21 protein-coding genes are annotated in these 24,407 nt (G+C 43.0%); 10 read left to right on the forward strand and 11 right to left on the reverse strand.

Going from position 1 to position 24,407, the window contains the following annotated elements; genetic code table 11:
• Positions 1–14: 14 nt before the first annotated feature.
• Entirely contained in the window at positions 15–983 is a 969-nt protein-coding gene (trpS, locus tag WAA86_RS02190; RefSeq protein WP_337299328.1) for a tryptophan--tRNA ligase, read from the reverse strand.
• A 72-nt stretch (positions 984–1,055) separates the two neighbouring features.
• On the opposite strand from trpS, the gene WAA86_RS02195 reads away from it, so the two are divergent.
• Positions 1,056–1,814 (forward strand): lysophospholipid acyltransferase family protein, encoded by a 759-nt coding sequence (locus WAA86_RS02195; protein WP_337299329.1) that lies wholly within the window; start codon positions 1,056–1,058, stop codon positions 1,812–1,814.
• Positions 1,815–1,886: 72 nt separating this feature from the next.
• Here the strand turns inward: WAA86_RS02195 and WAA86_RS02200 are convergent, their stop codons facing one another.
• From WAA86_RS02200 to recA, 4 genes are all read right to left on the reverse strand, one after another.
• A complete protein-coding gene (locus tag WAA86_RS02200) occupies positions 1,887–3,383 on the reverse strand; it encodes a hypothetical protein (protein WP_337299330.1) in 1,497 nt (498 codons plus the stop codon).
• Positions 3,384–3,401: 18 nt separating this feature from the next.
• On the reverse strand, positions 3,402–3,935 hold the full coding sequence (locus WAA86_RS02205) for an RNA polymerase sigma factor (protein WP_337299331.1): 534 nt from the start codon (positions 3,933–3,935) through the stop codon (positions 3,402–3,404).
• Between the two features lie 37 nt (positions 3,936–3,972).
• Positions 3,973–4,395: a hypothetical protein gene (locus tag WAA86_RS02210; protein WP_337299332.1), complete on the reverse strand. Its 423-nt coding sequence runs from the start codon at positions 4,393–4,395 to the stop codon at positions 3,973–3,975.
• Positions 4,396–4,483: 88 nt separating this feature from the next.
• Positions 4,484–5,491, reverse strand: coding sequence for a recombinase RecA (gene recA, locus WAA86_RS02215; RefSeq protein WP_337299333.1), 1,008 nt, complete (start codon positions 5,489–5,491; stop codon positions 4,484–4,486).
• Between the two features lie 309 nt (positions 5,492–5,800).
• Here recA and trhO point away from each other — a divergent pair, with 309 nt between their 5' ends.
• The 8 genes from trhO (at position 5,801) to WAA86_RS02255 (ending at position 14,655) form a co-directional block, all read left to right on the forward strand.
• Entirely contained in the window at positions 5,801–6,832 is a 1,032-nt protein-coding gene (trhO, locus tag WAA86_RS02220) for an oxygen-dependent tRNA uridine(34) hydroxylase TrhO (protein ID WP_337299334.1), read from the forward strand.
• Between the two features lie 233 nt (positions 6,833–7,065).
• On the forward strand, positions 7,066–8,292 hold the full coding sequence (locus WAA86_RS02225; RefSeq protein WP_337299335.1) for a PSP1 domain-containing protein: 1,227 nt from the start codon (positions 7,066–7,068) through the stop codon (positions 8,290–8,292).
• The gene (locus WAA86_RS02230; RefSeq protein WP_337299336.1) at positions 8,285–8,767 is read left to right on the forward strand and encodes a gliding motility lipoprotein GldH; all 483 of its coding nucleotides are present in this window, start codon (positions 8,285–8,287) and stop codon (positions 8,765–8,767) included. Before WAA86_RS02225 ends, WAA86_RS02230 begins: the two co-directional genes overlap by 8 nt.
• On the forward strand, positions 8,767–11,097 hold the full coding sequence (locus tag WAA86_RS02235) for a penicillin-binding protein 1A (RefSeq protein WP_337299337.1): 2,331 nt from the start codon (positions 8,767–8,769) through the stop codon (positions 11,095–11,097). Before WAA86_RS02230 ends, WAA86_RS02235 begins: the two co-directional genes overlap by 1 nt.
• Before the next feature lie 110 nt (positions 11,098–11,207).
• A complete protein-coding gene (locus WAA86_RS02240) occupies positions 11,208–11,909 on the forward strand; it encodes a CoA transferase subunit A (RefSeq protein WP_337299338.1) in 702 nt (233 codons plus the stop codon).
• Positions 11,910–11,911: 2 nt separating this feature from the next.
• A complete protein-coding gene (locus WAA86_RS02245) occupies positions 11,912–12,565 on the forward strand; it encodes a CoA transferase subunit B (protein ID WP_337299339.1) in 654 nt (217 codons plus the stop codon).
• Positions 12,566–12,942: 377 nt separating this feature from the next.
• Positions 12,943–13,464, forward strand: coding sequence for a GNAT family N-acetyltransferase (locus WAA86_RS02250; RefSeq protein ID WP_337299340.1), 522 nt, complete (start codon positions 12,943–12,945; stop codon positions 13,462–13,464).
• A 36-nt stretch (positions 13,465–13,500) separates the two neighbouring features.
• Complete coding sequence (locus WAA86_RS02255) at positions 13,501–14,655, forward strand: serine hydrolase domain-containing protein (protein WP_337299341.1); 1,155 nt, start codon at positions 13,501–13,503, stop codon at positions 14,653–14,655.
• On the opposite strand, the gene WAA86_RS02260 is transcribed toward WAA86_RS02255, so the two are convergent.
• From WAA86_RS02260 to WAA86_RS02280, 5 genes are all read right to left on the reverse strand, one after another.
• The gene (locus tag WAA86_RS02260) at positions 14,652–15,809 is read right to left on the reverse strand and encodes a methionine aminotransferase (RefSeq protein WP_337299342.1); all 1,158 of its coding nucleotides are present in this window, start codon (positions 15,807–15,809) and stop codon (positions 14,652–14,654) included. The two genes, WAA86_RS02255 and WAA86_RS02260, sit on opposite strands and share 4 nt — an antisense overlap.
• 62 nt (positions 15,810–15,871) lie before the next feature.
• Positions 15,872–16,354: a very short patch repair endonuclease gene (locus tag WAA86_RS02265; protein WP_337299343.1), complete on the reverse strand. Its 483-nt coding sequence runs from the start codon at positions 16,352–16,354 to the stop codon at positions 15,872–15,874.
• A 102-nt stretch (positions 16,355–16,456) separates the two neighbouring features.
• Positions 16,457–17,203 carry a succinate dehydrogenase/fumarate reductase iron-sulfur subunit gene (locus tag WAA86_RS02270; RefSeq protein WP_337299344.1) on the reverse strand — a complete coding sequence of 249 codons (747 nt, stop codon included), beginning with the start codon at positions 17,201–17,203 and terminating at the stop codon, positions 16,457–16,459.
• A gap of 53 nt (positions 17,204–17,256) precedes the next feature.
• Entirely contained in the window at positions 17,257–19,260 is a 2,004-nt protein-coding gene (locus tag WAA86_RS02275) for a fumarate reductase/succinate dehydrogenase flavoprotein subunit (protein ID WP_337299345.1), read from the reverse strand.
• A 2-nt stretch (positions 19,261–19,262) separates the two neighbouring features.
• Positions 19,263–19,931 (reverse strand): succinate dehydrogenase cytochrome b subunit, encoded by a 669-nt coding sequence (locus WAA86_RS02280; protein WP_337299346.1) that lies wholly within the window; start codon positions 19,929–19,931, stop codon positions 19,263–19,265.
• 315 nt (positions 19,932–20,246) lie between these two features.
• Here WAA86_RS02280 and WAA86_RS02285 point away from each other — a divergent pair, with 315 nt between their 5' ends.
• Positions 20,247–21,236 (forward strand): succinylglutamate desuccinylase/aspartoacylase family protein, encoded by a 990-nt coding sequence (locus WAA86_RS02285; protein WP_337299347.1) that lies wholly within the window; start codon positions 20,247–20,249, stop codon positions 21,234–21,236.
• 70 nt (positions 21,237–21,306) lie between these two features.
• Here WAA86_RS02285 and WAA86_RS02290 read toward each other — a convergent pair whose 3' ends face one another.
• Positions 21,307–24,165: a VPS10 domain-containing protein gene (locus WAA86_RS02290; protein ID WP_337299348.1), complete on the reverse strand. Its 2,859-nt coding sequence runs from the start codon at positions 24,163–24,165 to the stop codon at positions 21,307–21,309.
• Positions 24,166–24,407: the final 242 nt, after the last annotated feature.

Raw genomic sequence — 24,407 nt, forward strand, 5'->3', positions numbered from 1 at the left:
TTATTGGAATGTTCTTAGTATCCTACTTTGTTTCTCACTTTGGCCAAGACCCCATCAGCTACTTTTTTGGCTTTTTCGGCACCCAATGAAAGGGCTTCGTCCACTTCGTCCAAATGGTTCATGTAGTAATCGAACTTTTCCCGGGCATCCCCAAATTTTTCAACGATCACTTCAAAGAGCGCCTGCTTGGCATGTCCGTAGCCATAATTACCATGGATATAATTGGATCTCATTTCCGCTACTTGATCGGCGGAAGCCAATATTTTATAGAGGGCAAATACATTATCCGTATCGGGATCTTTGGGATCTTCCATAGGGGTACTATCGGTTTGTATCCCCATAATTTGCTTGCGCAATTTTTTATCTGTCTGGAATATATCGATCAAATTCCCCTTGCTCTTGCTCATCTTGGCACCATCTGTACCGGGAATGTACATGGTTTCTTCCTGTACCATGGCCTCGGGCAATACAAAGGTTTCCCCTAGTTGGGCATGGAATCTGGATGCTACATCCCTGGTCATCTCTATATGTTGCAATTGGTCCTTGCCTACCGGGACTATTTCTGCGTCGTAGAGCAAGATATCGGCCGCCATTAACATAGGGTAAGTGAACAGACCTGCATTTACATCTTCCAAGCGGTCTGCCTTATCCTTAAAGGAATGGGCAAGGGTCAATCTTTGGTAGGGAAAAAAACAGCTAAGATACCAGCTCAATTCTGTGGTCTGCGGAATATCACTTTGCCTGTAGAAAACGGTCTTGTTGATATCAAGGCCAAGGGCCAGCCAGGTAGCAGCAGTAGCATAGGTATTATGCCTCAATGTTTTTCCATCTTTTATTTGCGTTAGCGAGTGCATGTCCGCAATAAATAAAAATGAATCGTTTTTTGGATCTTGAGCCATTTTTATGGCCGGCATTAAAGCTCCTAAAATATTCCCTAGGTGTGGGGTACCCGTACTTTGTATACCTGTTAAAATTCTTGACATTTGCTTTGTTTCAAAGAAACGCAAAGTTAAAATAAATACTAAAACACAATCCAAATTGTTACTTTTGATTTCATGCTTTCAATTTTGAAAAAATTCGGCCACATTCTTTACCGCATTTGGTTCTATATTTTGGTGGCCATTCCAATAGTCTTGTTTTTCCCGCTATTGGTGTTATTTTCCATTTCGGAAAAATGGTACCCGCAATTTTTTTGGATGGCCCGTAATATTTGGGCCAATTTCATTTTGTACGGTATGGGATGTATTCCGAGGATAAGCTATGATGAAAGACTGCAGCGTGGTAAAAGCCTCATGCTGGTGGCCAACCACACCAGTATGTTGGACATTATGTTAATGCTGCGCGTAAGCAGCACGCCCTTCGTATTTGTAGGAAAAAAGGAATTGGTGAATATCCCCGTATTCGGGTTTTTTTACAAGCGGGTATGCATTATGGTTGATCGGGACGATACGCGCAGTAGGACCGGAGTTTACAGAAGGGCACAAAAAAGGCTAAACCAAGGCCTGAGCATCTGTATTTTTCCTGAAGGTGGCGTACCGGAGGAGCATGTCATTCTCGATTCCTTCAAGGATGGTGCCTTCAAAATGGCGATTGCCCATAAAATCCCAATAGTTCCCATAACTTTTTATGATAACAAGGAACGGTTTTCTTTTACTTTCTTCAGTGGAGGACCCGGAAAAACTAGGGGTAAGGTACACCGTTTTATAGAAACAAGGCATTTGGAGGAAGTAGATAAAAAGTGTTTGAGAGATGAGGTCAGAGCCATTATCCTACAGGATCTGGAAAAGGATTTGGAACGAAGGCATTACAGGTGAAAATGCCCCATAATAGTATAGGGGGCACACTAATTGTACCTTGCAAATATATTTTTTATACCGATCTACGCTTTAGAATTCAAAATTAAATCCACTGTATATACCTATTGAGAAAGGTTTAAAGTCGCCCACTGAATTGGAAAAAGTATTGAGTTGGTATTTAAAGACCGGTTCAATGTTGAGTTTAATTTTGGGCGAAAATTTATAGTTTAGGCCAAAACCTATATTGGAACTGAAGTTTACGTCATTGATATTGTTGGCCTCGCCTATCTCTGTATTTAGTCCATTTGCTTCCAGTAGTACCGCATTGTCCGTTAAAAACAACGAACTGAAACCTCCTATAAGATGTATTCCAAAATCTTGGTCCAAGAGCGTGTAATTCAGCTCCAAGGGAATCTCAAGATATCCCAACTGTTGAATCATACTTCCGTTTTTGGCAGGCGTCTTGCCTGAAATTTCTCCTTGAATACTGGTGGCCGGTTTTCCTTTTGAAGTGCTTACCACAATGATATTGGCCGCATTTTCCGCATAGTCAATATTGGCCAAGTTCCTGTTGGTGGTAGAGGCAAAAGAGGAGGTGAAGCCCACGTCGTCGGTATCATAACCATAATCTACCTTGTGCACTCCTGAACGTACCCTTAATTTTTTACTTATCTCGTACGAGACAAAGACCCCATAACTCAGGTTGACATTGCCCGATTTGGAATTCGATGCAAAATCTGGATGGATAGGGGAGCCGGTACCGAAGCCATTGAAGTATACAGGGGCAACACTGGTGGCCAATGACCATTTTTTTGTATTGTTGTCCGTTATGGCCTCTTCATTTTCCTGTGCGTTTATGTCATCGTAGATTGATTTTTTGACTATTTGCGATTCTGGATGCAGGGAATCTTGCATGGCAACCGAAATGGCATTATTGGATGGCGTATTTTTCTCCAACGCTTTTTTGGTGCTATCTGAAAGCAACATATCCCTTCTGGGAAAATTTTTGTTTTGGGAGTCCATAGATTCCGCTTTTTTGCTGGAGTTTTCAGAAGTTTCCAATGTTTTAAAGGGAGCGTTGGGGTCAGCTGAGGCTAAGGCTCCATTATTCTTTCTTTTTGTAGGAGTGGACCTACTGTCTTTGCCATTCTTGGAGGTAGTTGAGTTGTATTGGCCCTTTCGGGTTGCTGTCACCCAGGAGTTGTTATCCTCTTTGGCGCCCTTAACATTATCCTTCCCGTTTTTTTGATTTTCTACTGGAGCATCAGTAAGGGTGACGGATCCCTCTTGCGTACTCAAGCCATTTTCTTGACCTTCGTCCAAATTCGTTGGAATAATGGTGTTATTTTGGTCTGTATCCGTGATGGTGCTATTGGTGTCAAGGCCGGTTCTTTTGGGTTGTGCCATAAAAAAGATTATGGCCAATAAAGCGGCCACACCACCTAAGGTCCACCAAATTGGAATTGCGCGTCTCGATTTTTTCTTTTGGTCCAATGAGGCTTCTATGGACTTCCAGACCTTTTCGTTCGGCAGTTCATGTAAATCGGTCAGTTTCTCTTGAAACAAGTTGTCCAAATTCTTTTTCATCAATCTTTATGCTATTGCCTACAAGGCGATATTTATAATTTCTTTTTCTATTTTCTCCTTCAGGATCAATCTGGCCCTGGCCAAATTGGATTTTGAGGTGCCCACAGAAGTTCCCAATAATTCTGCGATCTCCTTATGGCTGTACCCATCCAAAACATAAAGGTTAAAGGTCAGCCGGTACTTGTTGGGCAACTCTTGGATATACCTGAGCAAAACTTGTAATTCCACGGCCACATATCCGGTTTCAACCGTAGATTCCTCTTCTACATTGTCTGTGATCACAGAGAGGTATTCCTCTTTTCTATATTTCTGTAACACGGTATTTACGGTGACCCTTTTTAACCAACCATCAAAAGAACCTTTAAATTTATATTGGTCAATTTTTTGGTAAATGGTCATAAAACTATCGTGAAGATTGTCCTCGGCTTCGGTTTTGTTGCGTGAATACTTCAGACAAACTCCAAACAATAATCCAGCATACTGTTTGTACAGTTGCTCCTGCGCTTTCCTATTGCCTTTTTTGCAATTATGTACGAGCTCTTTTAAACTCAAAGTGCGGGTTGGGTTGTTTGTGTTCTTTCATTCGTTTTTATTCCGTGGATACCGGAACTTCTATCTCAAGATATTCCGATTCCCCGTTTGCATTTTCACCTGTCCAAAACCTAAAGACATAAGTATCAGTGTAAAGTACCAAAAAATTAAATGATACTTCTATTTCTTCCGATATTTCTGCACAGTCACTATCGCCAGAAAAGGTAGATCCCACAACCACCACATCCCTGACGGTGGTATCCAATTTGGCTACGTCAAACCCTTCAAAATAGGTGCAGTCGTTTGGTCTTTTGTAGGTGACGTTGATTTGGTAGGTTTCATTGACTTTAAAGGATTCCGGGAGTTCCACACTTTCTATGGGAAGCGAAACATAATAAAAGTCGGCATTATTGTCTACATCACAAGAATGGAAAGTGATGGCGGTTAAAACGATTAAAAAAAAGCACAAAGCCCGTTTCATAATAAATTATTGTTTTAACCAAAGATGGGGCGGCAATACAAAGGTTGCGTATAAAACGACAAAATCCCGATAAAATCGGGATTCTGTATTATTTTTTAACTGCCTTGATGGCTTCAGTGATCTTGCCTTCGAGCTCTTCCAGTAATTCCGGATTGTCGTGCAATAGGTTTTTGACGGCATCGCGTCCCTGTCCCAGTTTGGTGTCCCCGTAACTGAACCAAGAACCGCTTTTCTTTACTATTTCATATTCCACACCTAAATCTACGATCTCTCCTACCTTGGAGACACCTTCTCCGTACATGATATCGAACTCTGTGGTTTTAAATGGTGGTGCTACCTTGTTTTTGACCACTTTTACCCTGGTCTTGTTCCCTTGAACATCACCGTCCGTATCTTTAATTTGGGTAGACCTTCTAATGTCCAATCGCACGGATGCATAGAATTTAAGGGCATTACCACCTGTGGTCGTTTCCGGGTTCCCGAACATGACCCCAATCTTTTCACGTAATTGGTTGATGAAGATTACCGTACATTTTGTTTTGCTGATAGAGCCTGTAAGCTTACGTAAAGCCTGTGACATCAATCTTGCGTGAAGACCCATTTTGGAATCGCCCATTTCCCCTTCAATCTCACTTTTTGGTGTAAGTGCTGCAACGGAATCTATCACCACAATATCAATTGCTCCCGAACGGATCAGGTTGTCTGCAATTTCCAACGCCTGTTCCCCATGGTCGGGCTGGGAAATGATCAGGTTGTCTATATCGACGCCTAATTTTTGGGCATAAAAACGGTCAAAAGCATGCTCCGCATCAATAAAAGCTGCAATTCCACCCAATTTCTGGGCCTCTGCCATGGCATGAAGGGTCAAGGTGGTCTTACCAGAGGATTCCGGACCGTATATTTCTATGACCCTACCTCTAGGGTAACCGCCAACACCCAAAGCAATATCCAAACCTAAGGAACCAGAAGGGATCACCTCCACATCTTGTACCACACTGTCCCCCATCTTCATGACAGCCCCTTTTCCATAGGTCTTGTCCAACTTGTCCAGTGTAAGTTTTAGTGCTTTTAATTTTGCGTCTTTTTCAGTGCTCATGTGTCTTTTTATTAGGTGCGCTAAATTACCATTTCTTTTTTCATATTACAATGTAGAAGCAACCTTTTTGGAAAAGCTGCATCCTATAAAGAACTAACTCAATTCAGTGGTCCACAATTTTATGTTCGGACCATATAAGTCGACCTCTTGGTAAAAGTCTATTGAAAAAGAAAACACCGTCAGTGGTTGGCAAAAAAGGGCCTAGGAAGTATCCAAGGCCCTTTTTATTTGTTCTAAAAATTAGAATGACTATTTTTGCACTCTCCCGAGTATTTCGGGGCTATTCTTTAACTTAAATATTGGTATAGCATGCAACTGTACAATACATTAAGCGCTAAGGAAAGGGAAATTTTAATAGAAGAGGCGGGAAAAGATCGCCTTACCATTTCTTTCTACAAGTACGCGCACATCGGGAACCCCGAAATTTTTAGAAACCATCTTTTCATCAATTGGGACGCCTTGGAGGTGTTGGGTAGGATCTATGTTGCCAAGGAGGGCATCAATGCACAACTTTCCGTTCCCGCAGAGAACTTTGAAGCTTTTAAGGCCCATCTGGACACCATCACTTTTTTGGAGAATGTCAGGCTGAACATAGCCATTGAACACGACAATAAATCTTTTTTGAAGCTCAAGGTAAAGGTGCGAAATCAAATCGTTGCGGATGGTCTGGATGATGGTACGTTTGATGTGACCAACAAAGGGGTCCATGTAAATGCCGAGATGTTCAACCAGCTGATAGAAGACCCTGATACGGTCTTGGTGGACATGCGCAACCATTACGAAAGTGAGATAGGTCATTTTAAAAATGCCATTACTCCGGATGTGGACACTTTCAGGGATTCCCTGGATATTATTGAAAAGGATTTGGCCGACCACAAGGAAGACAAAAAATTGGTGATGTACTGTACCGGTGGGATCCGTTGTGAAAAGGCCAGTGCCTATTACAAACACAAGGGGTTTAAGCAGGTGTACCAACTTGAAGGGGGCATCATTGAGTATACAAGACAGGTAGAAAGCCAAAAGTTGGAGAACAAATTTTTGGGAAAAAACTTTGTTTTTGATCACCGTAGGGGCGAACGAATTTCAGAAGATGTGATCGCCAATTGCCACCAATGCGGCAACCCTTGTGATACACATGTGAACTGTGCCAATGAAGCCTGTCACCTCTTGTTCATCCAATGTGAGGACTGTGCCACGGCCATGAACAATTGTTGTTCCGATGACTGCAAGGAAATACACGCCTTGCCTTACGAAGAGCAGAAAGAACTTAGGAAAGGAAAAGTGGTCAGCAACAAAATTTTTAAAAAGGGAAGATCCGAAGTCTTGAAATTTAAAAAATAATTCCCTGGGCGCCGTCCTTGGCGTTGCTTTGGAATCTCAGGCCATATATCACTGGGTATTTTTGATCTTTGGAAACGGTATTTTTTTTGGTATGCCCTTAAGGTTGAGGAAGGTATTCAATTGTAGGGTTTATTTCGCTCCTGCCACAATTTATACTATCTTTACCTTCAAGTAATTATTTATGAACCTTTTTTAGTGCGAGCTCTTGCTTTCACTAAATCAATATATAAAATATGGGTTGTAGCAGTTGTTCAACTGGTAAAGACGGACAGCCGCGTGGATGCAAGAACAATGGTACTTGTGGAACCGATGGTTGTAATAAACTGACAGTTTTTGATTGGCTTTCCAATATGTCACTTCCGAACGGGCAAAAACCGTTTGATTGTGTGGAAGTTCGTTTTAAAAATAGCAGAAAGGAATTTTTTAGAAATGCCGACAATATCACGCTATCCATAGGGGATATCGTGGCCACACAGTCCAAAACCGGACATGATATCGGAATTGTCACCCTTACCGGAGAACTGGTAAAGGTACAGATGAAAAAGAAAAAGGAAGACCACAACGATAAGGATCTGCCAAAAATCTACCGTAAGGCCTCACAAAAAGACATTGATATCTGGCAAAAATGCCGGGACCGTGAAGAGGAAATCAAGAAGCGCGCCCGTGAAATCGCCATTGCCCTCAACCTGCAAATGAAGATCTCCGATGTGGAGTTTCAAGGTGATGGTTCCAAAGCCACCTTTTACTATACGGCCGAAGAGCGCGTAGATTTTAGACAGCTCATCAAGGATATGGCCAAGGCCTTTTCCATCCGTATTGAAATGAGACAAATAGGATACCGCCAAGAGGCACAGCGCCTTGGAGGTATTGGTTCTTGTGGTAGGGAACTTTGCTGTTCCACTTGGCTTACAGATTTCAGGTCGGTGAGCACGGCAGCCGCGAGATATCAGCAATTGTCACTGAACCCACAGAAACTGGCCGGTCAGTGCGGCAAGCTAAAATGCTGCCTTAACTATGAGCTGGATGTCTACCTCGATGCTCTAAAAGATTTTCCTTCCCAGGAATCGAGAATTGCCACGGAAAAAGGGGTAGCTTTTTGTCAAAAAGTTGATATTTTCAAAGGTATGTTATGGTTCTCCTATAGGGACGAACCTGCCAATTGGCATACACTGACCAAAGATCAGGTCAATGAAATCCTTGCAAAAAACAAAAACAACGAAAAGGTAGCAAGCCTTGAGGAATATGCCGCAGACAATGAAGTGGTGATCCTTGAAAAGGAAAAGGTATTTGAAAATGTTGTTGGTCAGGATAGTTTAACGCGATTTGACAAACCTAAGCAAAAGCGTAGAAGGAAAAAAGGTCAAAACCAAAAGCAAAAGCCAAGTCAGAACCAAAAGCAAGGTCAGAACCAGAACAACAAGCGTAGAAACAATAATAAACGACCCGCTAAAAATGCTTAAGATTATCTTGCCGATTCTTGTTGTTGCGGTTATGGCTTCCTGTGAAACCAATACGCTCCATTCGGAATACAAATCTACCAACAATGGTTACTGGAACAAGGATCATACAATATCCTTTAGGTTTACAGAACAGGATACCATTTCCAAGAATAATATGTTTATCAATATTAGGAATGACGAGACCTATTCCTATAGCAACCTTTTCCTTATTGCAGAACTAAATTTTCCTACGGGAGAGACCATTAGGGATACCTTGGAGTATGAAATGTCCAAGCCCAATGGGGAGTGGTTGGGGACCGGACATGGCAGTCTCAAAGAGAACAAATTATGGTATAAAGAAAACGTCGTTTTTCCCGCTAAGGGCGTATATATTTTAGAAATTTCCCACGCCATGAGAAAGAACGGCAGTGTTGATGGGATCATGGATCTCAAGGGAATTACAGATGTTGGTTTTCAAATAGAAAAAAGTAATTAATGGCAGCGGCTCCTAAGAAAAAAAAGAACACGGATTTCTCCAAATACATCAAATGGTTTTGGATATTGTTTGCCTCCGGTATTGGGATGGCAGTGCTTATATTTTTATTGGCTTCTTGGGGAGTTTTCGGAGAACTGCCCTCTTTTGACCGTTTGGAAAATCCGCAAACCAATTTGGCAACAGAAATCATCTCTTCCGATGGGAAAACCCTGGGAAAACTGTATTTGGATGACAACAGAACCCCTGTAGTATATTCAGATTTGCCACAAAACCTAGTTGATGCACTGGTAGCAACGGAAGATGCCAGATATTATGATCATTCGGGCATAGATGCCAGGGGAACCATCCGCGCAGTAGCCTATCTGGGCACCAAAGGAGGTGCTAGTACCATCACCCAACAATTGTCCAAATTGTTATTTACGGAAAGGGCATCTTCGAGCACCTTGGACCGGATACTGCAGAAGGTAAAGGAATGGGTCATCGCCATCCGATTGGAACGCCAATACACCAAAGAAGAAATCATTGCGATGTATATGAACATCTATGATTTCAACTATGCTGCCGATGGAATACGATCCGCCTCAAAAATTTATTTTGGAAAAGAACCCAAAGACCTTAAAATTGAAGAATCTGCCGTATTGGTAGGGATGTTAAAGAACTCCTCTTTGTACAACCCAATTCGCCGCGAAGAATTGGTGTTCAACCGTAGAAATACCGTTCTGGAGCAAATGGCCAAGTACGATTATATTACTGAAGCGGTTAGCGATTCCCTGCAGGCTACAAAAATGGACATCAATTTTAACCCTGAATCCCACCGGGAAGGATTGGCTACCTATTTTAGGATGTACATTCAAGGATTTTTGAACAAATGGGTAAGGGAAAACCCCAAACCAGACGGAGAGCGATATGATATCTTTTCAGACGGATTGAAAGTATATACCACCATAGATTCCCGTATGCAGCAAAATGCGGAAGAAGCGGTACAGGAACACATGAAAAGACTTCAGGCAGAATTCTTTCACCAGAATACCCCTGATAGAAACAAAACTGCTCCATTTTTGGATATCACGCCTGAAGAGGTGAACTCCATCATGGAAAGGGCCATGAAATCTTCGGATAGGTGGAGGATCATGAGAAATGAAGGGAAATCGGAAAAAGAAATCAGGGCTTCCTTTAAAGTGCCAACGGAAATGACTGTATTCGATTGGAACAGTCCTACCAGGGAAAAAGATACTACGCTTACTCCTATGGATTCCATACGATATTATAAATCCTTTCTAAGGACCGCTATGATGTCCATGGAACCACAAACAGGCCATGTTAAGGCATGGGTAGGGGGCTTAAATTACAAGCATTTTCAATATGACAATGTTATCCAAGGTGCCCGTCAGGTAGGCTCTACCTTTAAGCCCATCGTTTACGCTGCTGCCATTGATCAGTTGCGCTTATCGCCCTGCGATATGCTCTCCGATATCCAATATTGCATAGAAGCTCATAAACATGGGAACATGGAAGCTTGGTGCCCTTCCAATTCAGATGGAAAATATTCTGGGGAGAACATGACGCTCAAGCATGCGCTTGCCAATTCCGTCAATACTGTTACAGCACAGCTTATGGATAGGATTGGTCCTAAATCTGTGGTAACCATAGCTAAAAACCTAGGGCTTAGCTCCGATATTCCAGAGGTCCCCTCCATAGCCTTGGGAACGCCGGACATAAATGTGTATGAAATGGTAGGGGCCTATGGGACCTTTGCCAACCAAGGGGTTTATGTAAAACCGGTAATGCTGACCAGGATCGAAGATAAAAATGGGACCGTACTCTATGAATATGTACCAGAAACCAAGGATGTATTGAGTAAAGATGTGGCCTATGCCATGGTCAATCTAATGGAAGGTGTTACCCAGGGAGGTTCGGGAACACGTTTAAGGACCACCGGGGCTATAGGACAATCTGTTTATAAAGAGGTGATTACCGGATATCCCTACGAATTCAAAAATCCCATAGCCGGTAAAACAGGAACTACTCAGAACCAAAGTGACGGTTGGTTTATGGGAATGGTCCCCAATTTGGTCACCGGTGTTTGGGTAGGAGGAGAAGAAAGGGCTACGCACTTTAAGAGTATTACCTACGGTCAGGGAGCCACTATGGCCCTTCCCATTTGGGGCCTTTACATGAAGAAGAACTACGCCATAAATGATCTGGGAGTTTCCCAGGCCGCTTTTGAAATGCCGGAGGATTTGAACATCAATGTGGATTGCAGTAGGGCCAAGGAAGCGTTGCCGGGTAAGAAGAAGCCGAGTGATGATTTGGATGACCTGGACTTCTAGTATCCTATCCCAAAATCGTATCGGGTGAATTATTTTGGTCAAACCAGGTGTGTAAATACGCCTTGTTTTAAGGATGTTTTTCGTAAATTACTTGCACAAAATTTCAGTATATGATATCTAAAACAGTAGGATCTGTGGAGGAAGCGTTGGCTGGCGTAAAGGACGGAATGACCTTTATGTTGGGAGGCTTTGGACTTTGCGGGATCCCAGAGAATGCGATTAATGAGCTCGTGCGTTTGGGCATAAAGGACCTTACCTGTATTTCAAACAATGCGGGGGTGGATGATTTTGGACTTGGCTTGCTCCTACAAAAGCATCAGGTAAAAAAAATGATCTCTTCCTATGTGGGCGAGAACGATGAATTTGAACGACAAATGTTGAGCGGTGAGCTCGAGGTGGAACTGACCCCCCAAGGAACGCTTGCAGAAAAATGTAGGGCTGCCCAAGCTGGTTTCCCTGCCTTTTATACTCCGGCCGGATATGGAACTGAAGTGGCAGAAGGGAAAGAAACCAGGGAATTCAATGGGAAGATGTATGTGCTGGAGGAAGCTTTTAAGGCCGACTTTGCCTTTGTAAAGGCATGGAAAGGAGATGAGGCCGGGAACCTAATTTTTAAGGGAACCGCAAGAAATTTCAATCCATGTATGTGTGGTGCCGCCAAGATCACGGTAGCCGAAGTTGAGGAATTATTGCCTGCGGGCTCCTTGGACCCCAATGAAATACATGTTCCGGGAATCTTCGTAAAGAGAATATTTCAAGGAAAGTCCTATGAGAAGAAAATAGAGCAACGAACCGTAAGACAAAGATCATAGTTATGTTGGATAAAAACGGAATAGCAAAACGCATAGCCAAGGAAGTAAAGGACGGATATTATGTCAATTTGGGAATCGGCATACCCACTCTAGTGGCCAATTTTGTTCGAAATGATATCAGTGTGGAATTCCAAAGTGAAAATGGTGTATTGGGTATGGGACCTTTCCCTTTTGAGGGGGAGGAAGATGCTGATATTATCAACGCGGGTAAACAGACCATTACCACCTTGCCCGGAGCTTCATTTTTTGACTCGGCAACAAGTTTTGGAATGATCAGAGGTCAACATGTAGACCTAACCATCCTCGGTGCCATGGAAGTTTCCGAAAATGGGGATATTGCCAATTGGAAAATCCCCGGAAAAATGGTGAAGGGTATGGGAGGTGCCATGGACCTTGTAGCTTCTGCAGAAAACATTATCGTCGCCATGATGCATACCAACAAAGCTGGGGAATCAAAATTGTTGAAACGTTGTTCTTTGCCTTTGACAGGAGTAGGCTGTGTAAAAAAAATAGTGACCAATTTGGCGGTGCTGGAAGTAACTCCAAAAGGATTTAAATTATTGGAAACAGCTCCAGGGATCAGTGTTGAAGATGTTAAAAAGGCAACGGAAGGTACCCTGATCGTAGATGGGAATATTCCTGAAATGGTGCTGTAGTAAGTCTTTAGGGTGTCGTTCATCGGATAGACCAAAAATTTTAATTTTCTTGCCACATTTTCGATAAGATACACAACAATTATTTTGAAATTTACGTTAAAGGAAATATCTTGTGACGAACCTAAAAATTAAACCCCAAATTTAATTTTTGCCTAAATTCATGTTATGGAATTACAAATGAACCATTTGCCTGAAGAAGAAGTAATTTACATTGACCGAAGCGGTTTTTACAGAGGTGTTTTTGCCTTGGTAAAAAAACTGTTCATGCTGTAAATTCCTTTTTTTGAAAGAATTAAAGAGCAATGTCCATGACATTGCTCTTTTTTTATGCCTTTTTTCTTTATCTTCAAACGTCTTTAAACCATCTATTTTTCCCAATGGAATTACGGCTTCAAAAATGTGGATTGGATCAACTGGATCGCCTTGTGGAAATATCTAAAAAAACTTTTGTGGATGCCTTTGAAAAGGATAATAATCCGGAAGATTTTGCAAGCTATCTCGATTTTGCCTTTAACCCGGACCGGATTGCGGCAGAGGTGCAGGATGCGGACTCCCATTTTTATTTTGTATACCTGCATGCAGAAATAGTCGGGTATTTCAAGCTAAATCAATTGGACTCTCAAACAGATATCAAAGATAAAAAGGCCTTGGAATTGGAGCGGATATATGTTTTGAAAGAATATCAAGGGCAACAGATAGGAAAATGGATGTTGGAGCAGGTGAAAATATTGGCCCTCGTCAAACAAAAGTCGTTCGTTTGGTTAGGGGTGTGGGAGCACAATACTAAGGCAATAGCCTTTTATGAGTTGTATGGCTTCCGAAAATTTGGAACACACCCATATTATATTGGCACGGACAAGCAGACCGATTGGTTGATGCGCTGTGATGTAGAAAGGTAGTTTATAGGGACTCAAATAGAATTAAAAATTTGGAATATGAAGTTAATTTTGATGGTATTATTTTGTGGTTTGGCGCTGGCTCCGGTTGATGCACAGACACCTTATTATTTTCCTGCAAGTAACGGGGTATGGCTTCAAAAGGATACCAAGGACTTGAACATAAGCAATGATCAGTTGAATATGGCAGTCGATTTTGCCAAGGCTAACGAATATTCGGGCTCCAGAGATTTGCGAATAGCTATTCTTGAAGGATTCAAAAGTGAGCCTTACCACGATGTTCTGGGTCCGACCAAGAAGCGTGGGGGACCGGCTGGCATGATCCTGAAAAATGGTTTTGTGATCAAATCTTGGGGAGATACCCAAAGGGTGGATATGACCTTCAGTGTCACCAAAAGCTTTTTGTCTACGATGGCGGGCCTTGCTGTAGACCAAGGGCTTATTTCCAAGGTGGACGATAGGGTATCGTCCTATGTTTGGGATGGTACATTTGATGGGGAGCACAACAATAAAATTACTTGGAGGCATCTGTTGCAACAGACCTCCGATTGGTCTGGTGAGATATGGGGCGGAAAGGACTGGGCCGATAGGCCCCCAAAGGAAGGTGGTGTTGATGATTGGAAATACAGAACGCTGCAAGAACCGGGTACCGTAATGGAATATAATGATGTTCGTGTAAATGTACTGGCTTATGCCTTAACGCATGTTTGGCGAAAACCAATGCCCATGGTACTCAAGGATGAGATCATGGATAGGATTGGGGCCAGCAGCACTTGGAGGTGGTATGGCTATGAAAATGCATGGACGGAAATTGACGGTATCCAAATGAAATCCGTTACAGGGGGTGGGCACTCGGGTGGAGGCCTGTTTATCAATACGGAGGATATGGCCAGATTTGGATTGTTGTTCCTGAATGACGGAAAATGGAAGGATGAACAGCTCATCAGTAAGGCATGGATCAAAGAAGCAATGACCCCATCGGTACCTAATACGAATTATGGCTTTATGTGGTGGTTGAATTCCAAAGGGGATAGAAATTGGAAGCAACTATCTGAAAATATCTACTATGCCGCTGGATTTGGCGGTAATTTTATTGTGGTTGATAAGGAGCACGATCTTGTGGTGGTTACCCGTTGGTTAGAACCGTCAAAGATCGAGGAATTTATGGTAAAAGTGAATAATGCCTTGTATTAGACCTTTCGTAGGATATCTATGGCCTTGTGTAATGTGTCATCTGTTTTTGCGAAGCAAAACCGCAATTGATGATGGTCCGTTTGGTTTAGGTTAAAGCCGGACACTGGGATACTGGCTATTTTATGTTCCATAGCGAGTCGCTCCGCAAACAGATGGTCAGGTTCCTCCGTAATTAGGCTATAATCCAGCAGTTGGAAATAGGTGCCTTGGGCCGGGGTGAACCTAAATTTGGAACCTTTCAGACCGTTGAGAAAAAGATCCCTTTTACCTTGGTAGAAATTGTTGAGATCCAGATAATGGGCTGGATTTTTTAAATAGGTGGTCAACGCCCTTTGCAATGGATGATTGGCACAAAAGACATTGAATTGGTGCACTTTTTGTAATTCTTGCATCAGTTCTTTGGGCCCTATGCAGTAACCCATCTTCCAACCAGTGATATGGAAGGTCTTTCCAAAGGAAGCACAGATAATACTTCTTTCGGCCAAATCAGGGAATGCACATGCAGAATGGTGCGCTGTTCCGTCAAATACGATATGTTCGTAAACTTCGTCACTCAATAGTACAATGTCCGTGTTTTTTAGGATCTCCTGCAGTGTGAACATATCTTCTTTGGAGAATACCTTTCCTGTCGGGTTATGGGGGGTATTGATAATGACCATTTTGGTCTTAGGATTGATTTTATCCCGAAATTCCGTCCAGTCCATGTGATAGTCCTTCCCTTGGAGCTGTACATACACCGGAATGCCTCCATTCACGGCTATGGCTGGTTCATAACAGTCGTAAGCGGGCTTAACTACGATTACTTCGTCATGAGGCCGTACAAAGGTAGAAATGGCGGTGTATATAGCCTGTGTAGCTCCGGCCGTAATGGTTATTTCTGTTTCGGGATGGTAATGGATGCCATGTAGATTCTGGATTTTCTCCGAAATAGCCTCCCGCAAGGGAAATATTCCCTGCATAGGGGCATATTGGTTATAGTCTCCCTGTATGGCCTCGGTTGCCAATTGTACAAGGAGGGGATCTGGTGGGAAATTAGGAAATCCCTGGGATAGGTTTAGGGCTTTGTGATCCGCCGCAAGACGCGACATGGTGGTGAAAATGGTTGTGCCCACCTGGGGTAATTTACTATGGATTGGATTCCTTTGGTTTGGCATGGCTGTGTTTGAATTATAAATGTATTATAATTAAAGGTTGTTCGGAAATAGCAATGTGAGCATTATTGTGTTTTGGGAGTACGATTTTCCAAATGTGAGATCACCTGTTGTAAACAGAATTCCAGTTCCTTTTTTATTTCCTTTTCCCAAAAACGGAATACAGCGTAACCCGATGCTTTCAATGCTGCATTCACCTCCCGGTCCCTTTGGATGTTCCGCTCTATTTTTGGGATCCAGAATTCCCTATTGGTCTTTATATTCCCCTTTCGTTCTTCCCATTGGTATCCATGCCAAAATTCCCCATCGATAAAGATGACAGTCTTGTATTTTTCAAGGACTATATCCGGTTTGCCCATGAGCTTTTTGTAATCTATACGGTACCTGTAGCCCGCTGCCCATAAGGCTTTCCTGAACTGCATCTCGGGCATGGTATTTTTTCCTCTGATCTTGCCCATCATCTTGGAACGCTCGGGAGTGGTGTAAAAACCTAACGCTTCATTGAAACGAGGTACTTTGATTCGTTCTTCATCATATACTTTGGACATATTTAAAGATACGGGATTTTTAAGGTACCTATAAACAAAAACCCCATTCCTTTAAGGGAATGGGGTATGTTTCTGTTGTTATGAAAGATATATGGTAAAGGGTTATCCCTTTATATTGGCACTTAAATACTCCCTGTTCATCCTAGCGATATTTTCCAAGGAAATTCCTTTCGGACACTCCACTTCACAGGCTCCTGTATTGGTACAGTTGCCAAATCCTTCCAAATCCATTTGGCGGACCATGTTCTGAACCCTTTCAGTAGCTTCCACTTGCCCCTGTGGTAATAGAGCGTATTGGGACACTTTTGCCGAGGTGAACAACATGGCACTGGCATTTTTACAAGCGGCCACGCATGCTCCGCAACCGATACAGGCAGCAGCATAGAAAGAATCGTCTGCATTCTCCTTGTTGATCGGAATAGCGTTGGCATCCACAGTATTTCCAGAAGTGTTTACGGATATATAACCTCCTGCTTGTTGAATTCTATCAAATGCGCTCCTGTCCACTATCAAATCTTTGATAACCGGAAATGCCTTTGCCCTAAAAGGTTCTATCACGATGGTGTCCCCGTCCTTGAACTTACGCATGTGCAACTGACAAGTGGTCACCAAACGATCTGGCCCGTGTGGTTCCCCATTGATCTGCATGGAGCAAGATCCACAGATACCTTCTCTACAATCATGGTCAAATTCTACGGGCTCTTCACCTTGGGTGATTAGGTCCTCGTTAAGGATGTCCATCATTTCCAAAAAAGACATATCTCCATCGATCCCATCGATAGGATAGTTCTTCATTTGGCCTTTTGTTTTGGCATCTTTCTGACGCCATATTTTTAGATTCAGCTTCATAGCTTTTGCTTTGTTGTTAGTAGTTGGTTTTTTGCATCACCAACAGCGGTAATCTATTTATAACTTCTTGTCTTCAGTTCTATGTTTTCGTACACTAGGTCTTCCTTGTGAAGTACGGCATCCTTTGGTTCTCCTTTGTACTCCCAAGCAGAAACAAACTTAAAGTTTTCATCGTCCCTTAAGGCCTCTCCTTCCGGAGTCTGGTATTCTTCACGGAAGTGACCACCACAAGATTCATTTCTTGAAAGGGCATCCTTGGCGAACAACTCTCCCAGTTCCAAGAAATCAGCCACTCTACCTGCTTTTTCCAATTCTTGGTTTTTGGTTTCAGGGCTTCCAGGAACTCGTACATTTTCCCAGAAATCTGCTCTAAGTGCAGAAATCTCGTCTATAGCCTCTTGAAGTTCTTTGGCGTTACGCGACATTCCACATTTGTCCCACATGATCTTACCTAATTTCTTATGGTAGTAATCAACAGAATGTGTACCCTTTCCTGCCTTTAATTTCGCAATTCTATCGCGTACCTCTTTTTCAGCGGCATCGAATTCAGCGGTATCGGTAGGAATTTTTCCTGTTCTGATATCTTTGGACAGGTAATCACCGATGGTGTATGGCAACACAAAATATCCGTCTGCCAAACCTTGCATCAAAGCGGAAGCACCCAATCTGTTGGCTCCATGATCACTAAAATTCGCTTCCCCTGCGGCATAACATCCTTCAATGGTTGTCTGTAGGTTGTAATCAACCCAAAGTCCACCCATAGTATAATGCACGGCAGGATATATTTTCATAGGGGTTTTGTATGGATTTTCATCCACGATCTTCTCGTACATCTGGAAAAGGTTACCGTATTTGGCCTCGATGACTTCTTCACCCAATTGGCGGAGGGTGTTGTCATCTGCATCCTTTAATCCGGAAGTCAATGCTTTTTCCTTACCGTATCTCATGATGGCAGAAGCAAAATCCAAATAAACAGCTTCTCCTGTTTTGTTTACACCAAAACCGGCATCACAACGCTCTTTGGCCGCTCTTGAGGCCACATCGCGCGGTACAAGGTTACCAAAGGCTGGATACCTTCTTTCCAAGTAGTAATCCCTGTCTTCTTCTTTAAGCTGTGTAGGCTTCAATTGTCCATTTCGTATGGCTTCCGCGTCTTTTTTGTGCTTAGGTACCCAGATACGACCATCATTACGTAACGATTCCGACATCAAGGTCAATTTCGACTGGTGTTCCCCTGAAACAGGAATACAGGTAGGATGAATTTGTGTAAAGCACGGATTGGCAAAGAAAGCCCCTCTACGGTGTGCTCTCCATGCGGCCATGACGTTACTGCCCATGGCATTGGTTGAAAGGAAAAAGACATTTCCATAACCACCGGATGCCAAAACTACGGCATGTGCCGAGTGGCGTTCAATTTCACCAGTAACCAGGTTACGGGCAATGATACCACGGGCCTTGCCATTTACCTTTACCAGATCCATCATTTCATGACGGTTGTATGCTTGGATCTTACCTCTGTTAATCTGTCTGTTCATCGCAGAATAGGCACCGAGTAGCAATTGCTGGCCAGTCTGTCCTTTGGCATAGAAGGTACGGGATACCAACACCCCACCAAAAGAACGGTTATCCAAGAGTCCACCATATTCACGTGCGAATGGTACCCCTTGGGCCACACACTGGTCAATGATGTTTCCTGATACTTCGGCCAATCGGTAAACGTTGGCCTCACGGGAACGGTAGTCACCACCTTTTACGGTATCGTAGAACAAACGGTAGTTACTGTCACCATCTCCCTGATAGTTTTTTGCTGCATTGATACCTCCTTGGGCAGCAATGGAGTGTGCCCTTCTTGGAGAATCCTGATAGCAGAATGTTTTTACGTTATAGCCAAGTTCTGCCAATGTTGCGGCTGCAGAACCACCGGCCAAGCCCGTTCCTACCACGATAACATCAATGTTACGTTTGTTGGCAGGGTTGACAAGATCAATATCGTTTTTATGTTTTGTCCATTTGTCGGCCAAGGGACCGGATGGAATTTTCGAATCCAATATTCCCATAATTAATGTGTAATTGGGTTAAAGTGATGGTACAAGGCGATAAAGGCAAATCCCAATGGGATGGCAATCGCATATATCTTAGTGAATTTTTTTATGGCCGGAGTGTATTTGTTGTTCACCCCCATGGTCTGAAAGGAAGATGCGAAACCGTGCAACAAATGCAGGGCCAATAAGCCAAAGGACAGTACATAAAGCAAGGTACGCCACATCGGTTCAAACTTCTCAACCGTTTCCGCATAGTATCTCGTTGGGTCCTCAGGGTTGCTCTCTATATACTTATAGGTCATTTCATGTACCCAAAAGTCATAGAAATGCAAAGCAAGGAAAGCCAAAATCACGGCACCTGAAACAATCATATTTCGCGATATCCATGGGGCATTGGAACCTCCGTTGTACTTTACGTATTTGACACCTCTAGCTCTGTTGTTCTGGATTTCCAGAACAAAGCCCATTACAAAATGAATGACCACACCAGCGATCAAGATCGGCTGAAGCAGATATTGCACCAAGGGGTTGTAACCCATAAAGTGCGACCATTCGTTAAAGGTGTCGGGGGCAATTACCGAAGTAATGTTGATGGTAAAATGTTGCCCAAGGAATAAGACCAAAAAAAGGCCAGATAAAGCCATTACTACTTTTCTGGCGATAGATGATTTTGTCAAACCACTCATTAGTTATTAGTTTTAAAAACAAATTTACAGCACAAGAGAGTTATTAACAAACTTTAGACGGTATTCCTACTATTATTTAGAACCAGTTTAAAGAAGTTTTCAACAAGTTTAAGATTTAAGCCGAAAACGATGTAGTTTTTCCTGATATCTTGAACAAAAAAAAGTTTTTGTCCGGTAAATATTTGTATTTTTTTAACGGTCTCCGGGGTGGAATTGAGACAATCTTATTTTTATGTGATATTCCTTTAAAATTGACATACAACAATTTGGGAAGCCTTACTTTTGGTCGCAGTTTTATAATCCTGTGGATGGCCCATGGAAAAAATCGAAGGAACAGAAATGGATATTATTAGAGAGAATAAGGATATTGTAATCAGGGGGGAACGCGTGGCTCCCGGCCAACAAAAGTTGTTGCACATCAATATTGACCGTCTTCCTACGGGGACATTGATCGATATTCCTATATATGTGTTCAATGGCAAGGAAGCTGGACCAACGGTACTGATTCAGGCAGGACTCCACGGGGATGAGATCAACGGCATTGAGATTGTGAGGCGTATGTTGCACAAAAAATATTTCAAGGTCAAGAGGGGAGCCGTATTGGTAGTGCCTTTGTTGAACGTGTTCGGATTTATACATTTCTCCAGGGATGTACCCGATGGCAAGGACGTAAACAGAAGTTTTCCAGGCAGTAAAACAGGCTCCCTTGCCAGTAGGATCGCCCATCATTACACCACGGAGATATTTCCCCAGATCGATTATGGCATTGATCTCCATACCGGAGGTGCCCGTCATGACAACTTCCCCCAAGTGAGGTATACTGAAGGGGATGAGGCCAGTAAGCAGATTGCCGACATATTCAATGCCCCTCTTACATTTTCCTCAGACCTGATCAACAAATCTTTTCGGAAGGCCACCTTTAGAAAGGGAATTCCGACCATTGTATATGAGGCGGGGGAGAGCATGCGTTTTGATGATTTTGCCATTAAACGCGGGATCCAGGGAATATTGAACGTAATGATCAATTTTGAGATGATAGACAGGATCAACCCCTTGTCCAAGAAACAGGAACGCAGTAAGCACTTATTGACGAAAAAATGGCTCCGTGCACCAACAGCCGGAATGTTTATCCCCAAAGTGACCAACGGTTCGGAAATCACGAAAGGACAGATCTTGGGAATTGTTGCCGATACCTTTGCCACCTACAACAAAGAAATTAAGGCCCCCTATGATGGATATGTTTTCTGCATCAACCATCAGGCGGTGGTCAACCAGGGAGACGCCCTTTTTCACATTGGGAAATAGATCCCATTAAAAAGCCCCGATCCAAGGTATGGTTCGGGGCTTTTCTAACTTATTAGGTGATTTGCTGATATTATTTCAGTTCAAAACTTACTTTTTCCGAACTGCCATTTCCAGAAATTTCCATGGTGTATTTTCCTTTGGGCAAATAGGTCTTGCCATTCCCGGCCTCTTTCAGTTCCATTTTGTTTTTCTTTAGAAAGGCAGATTTCCCTGCTTTTGAAAAGGCGACATCATACGAAACTACATTGAAGCCTTTGTCGGCGTCCATCTGGCCCTGGCTCACCTCGATACCTCCATCGGTCAGCACCTTAGTGGTAAAACTACCGGGTTTTGAGGTATAAAAAGTCAGGTCTATTCCGGGTGTGCTTGGTTTTGACCATGAGCTCCAAGAATTGCCCCATCTATCCGAATGCCTGATATCCCCTACCTTGAATACCACAAGATTTTTGTTGAGGTCGGCCGACTCCATTTGCTGAATATTTCCAATATCGGCTTTGTAGATACTGCGACCATGTGTGCCTACCAATAAATGTTTCGCCTTGGCCTGAATTTTTAAATCGTGTACGGCCACATTGGGAAGTCCTTCCGAGAATGCTTCCCAAGAACCTCCTTGGTCAAAAGAGACATAGGCCCCGTTGTCCGTTCCCACAAATAAAACATTTTCATTCGCAGGATCTTCAATTATGGCATTGACTGGAGCGGTCGGAATATTATTGGCGATGTTCTTCCATGTTTTTCCGTAATCATTGCTCATGTAAATATAGGGTGTAAAGTCGTCCCAGCGGTATCCGTTCAAGGCAACATAGACCCTTTCTTTTTTGTGTTGCGAGGCAACCACACGGCTTACCCATAGCTCAGCGGGTTTGCTATTGCCAACTGGATTTAGGACTTCCCAACGACTTCCTCCATCCTGAGTCACTTGGACCAAACCGTCGTCACTACCGGTATATATCAGTCCAAACTTGAATGGGGATTCGGAAATGGAAGTCAGTGTGCCATAGGCCACATTTCCTTTTTTGCCACCATTGGTCAGGTCTCCGGATATGGTTGCCCAATCATCGCCCTGGTTCATGGAGCGGTGTAATTTGTTACCTCCTATATACAGGATATCCTGGTTGTGGGTAGATAGTAAAATTGGTGTCTGCCAGTTAAAGCGATATGGGGTTTCTCCCAACTCGTGTTTTGGCTGAATATAGGTGCGTTTGTTATTTTCCAAATCCAGTCGGTAATAGTTTCCGAACTGAAATCCGGTATACACGATGTTGTGGTTCCTTACATCTATCTGTACCTGCATACCATCGCCTCCCATAATAGATTTCCAAGGATACTGTCCATCTTGGTGCCACTCCGTATTCTCCTGTGCATTGTGTGCGCCTTTCCAAACACCATTGTCCTGGAGTCCGCCATATACATTATAGGGCTCTTCGTTATCTACGTTGATGTAATAGAACTGCCCTACGGAAGGGGTGTTGTTTTTGATCCAATGGGCACCATCATCATAGGAAATATTTACACCACCATCATTACCGTTTACGATATGCCCGGACATCTTGGGGTTTATCCAAATAGAATGGTGGTCGGAATGCACGTTGTCACCGTTGATGGAGGTGTAGGTCTTACCGCCATCATCGGATCTGATAATAGGCACACCCGCCAGATAAATCTTATCCTTATTGGATGGGTCAATGGCAATCTGGGCAAAGTAATACCCATAGCTATAAAATAGATCGTCTATGTAATTTTCATTCCTTTTCTTCCAGGTCATGCCCCCATCATCACTGCGGTACACCTCTGCCCCTACAACAGGGGTATCAAACAGCATGGAATTGGCGTCCTCCAGATAATGGGCAATATCAATTGGTTTTACGGTACCGCTTTCCACCAATTGCTTTACATTGTTGGCGCGGTATTTTTCTTGAAAGCCATTGGTTTTTAAGAATTCGTTCAATTTTTTGTCCTCCAATTTCAGGAATGTTTCCGTGCTCATACTCTTAAAGTCCTCTTTGGTCAGCCCATCGGATTTCTTTTCTGATTCGCCCTTTTTTTCACGCCGGAATTGACTGTCATGCACTGCATATACCGTGTTTTCATCATAAACGGCCAAACCGATACGGCCTACTCCCTCTCCTGTGGGAAATCCGCTTTGTGCTGTGGAAACCTTGTTCCATGATGTTCCTCCATCCGTACTTTTGTAAATTCCGGAACCACTGCCGTTGCCAATGAAATCCCAAGCCTTCCTGTCTTTTTCCCAAGAAGCCGCAAATTGGATATTAAAGTTGTTTGGCGCCATGGCCACATCTATGATGCCTGTATTCTTGGATACAAAAAGGGTTTTGTTCCATGTTTTTCCGCCATCGGTGGTTTTATAGACACCTCGCTCCTCATTGGGAGAGTACAGATGCCCGGTGACACCAACCACGACTTCGTTGGGATTTGAGGGGTTGATCAGGATCCTTCCGAAATGATGGGAGTCTTCCAGTCCCATTTGTTGCCAGGTCTTGCCTTTGTCCTCAGATTTGAGCAGACCGATACCGGCATAGGACGAACGGGATGCATTATTTTCACCGGTACCTACCCAAATGGTCCCCGATTTCCAGTCTACCGCGATATCTCCAACATTTTGGGTCGGACTGTTGTCCATGACCGGTGTAAACGATGTTCCGTTATTGTTGGTGTACCAAAGTCCCCCTGAGGCATAGCCCACATAAAATTCGGTCGGATTATTGGGATTAACATCAATATCTACCACACGACCGCTCATGATAGTGGGGCCAATATTTTTGAACGGGATATTTTTCACCAAAGAGCTGGCGTCTTTGGATTCCTTCTGTTGGACTGCTTTTTGAATGTCTGCCTTTGAGGTTGGTGCTATTTGAGCGGCACCTACTGCTGTAGAAGCCAAAATAACGGATAAGAGAAGTTTTTTCATTGAAGTAAAGTGAATTAGAGTATAAGGGGGTAAGTTAAGCAATTTGTTTCATTGTCAAAAGAGGGGGCTTGTAGAAGGGATAGTGTTTGTCCCAATATATAGGGCCATGTCTTTTATTGTCTAAATAAAAGTTAAAGAAATTTAATTACCTGCTGCTTTTTTTTGATTGGATATTGATTTCGCTACTTTTGGGAAAATCAAAAATCTCTGGGAATGCCCTGAAAAAAGTGGATAGAGAGCAA

The organism is Sediminicola sp. 1XM1-17 (assembly GCF_037203765.1).
Taxonomy (GTDB): Bacteria; Bacteroidota; Bacteroidia; order Flavobacteriales; family Flavobacteriaceae; genus Sediminicola.